Genomic DNA, 1347 nt, shown 5'->3' with positions numbered 1-1347 from the left:
AACTGTGTCCTTACCGGTTAAATCTCCGTTTGAAGCAATTCTTCCAGTATTTCTTATATTTCCAGACACCTTCACATCTTCAGCAGTCTCAATTGTTCCGTCATTTTCAAGTTTTCCTGCAACTGTAATTGTCTTATTAGCCTTTACAGTTCCTGATGTTTTCATATCATCACTTGAAACTGTTCCAGCTGCAGCAATGTCTCCAGTATTTGTTACCTTCTTAGCTGTAATATTTTCTCCTGCGGTAACTTTCCCATCATTCTTCAGATCATCAACTGATATATTTTTAGCGGCCACAGTTCCATCTGAAACAGTATTTTTACCACTTAAGTTACCGCCAGCAAGTATTTTCCCAGTATTGTTAATATCCCCTGAAACAATTACATTCTTTGAAGTTTCGACTGTCCCGCCATTGTCAAACCTTCCATTAATAGAAAGATCCTCGTTGGTTCTTAAAGCTCCTGAAGATTTCAGGCTGTCAGCTGAAATTTTACCGACAACAGTGATATCCCCCGTACTTGAAACATTTTTAGCCGTTAAATCCTTATTGGCTACAATTTTACCGTCATTCTTAAGATTCCCTGTTCTTAAGTTATTTGAGACTACAGTTCCTGAAGTGTCCATATTCTTTGAAGTAAAATCTCCATTAGTAAGGATTTCTCCTGAATTTAATACGTTTCCGGCAACTGTTATGTCCTTTGCTGCCCCGACTGTTCCGATGTTATCAAGAAACCCATTAATATCAAGGGCTTCATTAGTCTGAACCTTTCCTGAAGTTACAAAACTGTTTCCTGATATTTTTCCAACAGCCAGAATTTCTCCAGTATTTTTAATATCCTTTGCCAGTAAATTACCATTTGCACTGATTTTACCGTCATTAGTCAAGTTATCAACTTTTAGGTTCTTAGCTGCAACTGTTCCTGACGTTACTGTATTTCTAGCCGTTAAATCTTCATTTGTCAAAATATTTCCAGTGCTGGCTACATTTCCTAAAACTGAGATTCGCTTAACGGAAGTCAATGCTCCTGTATTGTCAAATTTTCCATTAATATCAGTAATTCCTGAAACCTGTATATTTCCGGAATTATCCAAGTTTTTTACATTAAAGTTTCCTCCGGAAAGAACTGTTGCAAGAGAGTTTCTAAAATCTTTTGCCGTTATGTTCCCTGAGGCATTAATATTCCCAGAATTTATCATATCAAGCGTATTCAGGTTTCCACCTGTGTATATGTTGGACTTGTTCTCAACGTTTCCATTAAGATTGATGTCCCCGTTTGCCTGAGTTTCCCCTGACAATTTTATTTTAGACGCATTAATATTAATCCCCTTGTCAGAACTTGCAAGCTC

At 37.1% G+C, this 1347-nt stretch carries 1 pseudogene; it reads right to left on the bottom strand.

The features are described 5' to 3' along the window. Positions 1 to 1347 (bottom strand): annotated as a pseudogene (locus tag K324_RS16115) (filamentous hemagglutinin N-terminal domain-containing protein); the annotation flags it as partial.

The sequence above is a fragment of the Leptotrichia trevisanii DSM 22070 genome (genome assembly GCF_000482505.1).
Taxonomy (GTDB): Bacteria; Fusobacteriota; Fusobacteriia; order Fusobacteriales; family Leptotrichiaceae; genus Leptotrichia; species Leptotrichia trevisanii.
Note: the sequence above shows the minus strand (reverse complement) of the source record. Positions and strands in the feature narration are given on the sequence as shown.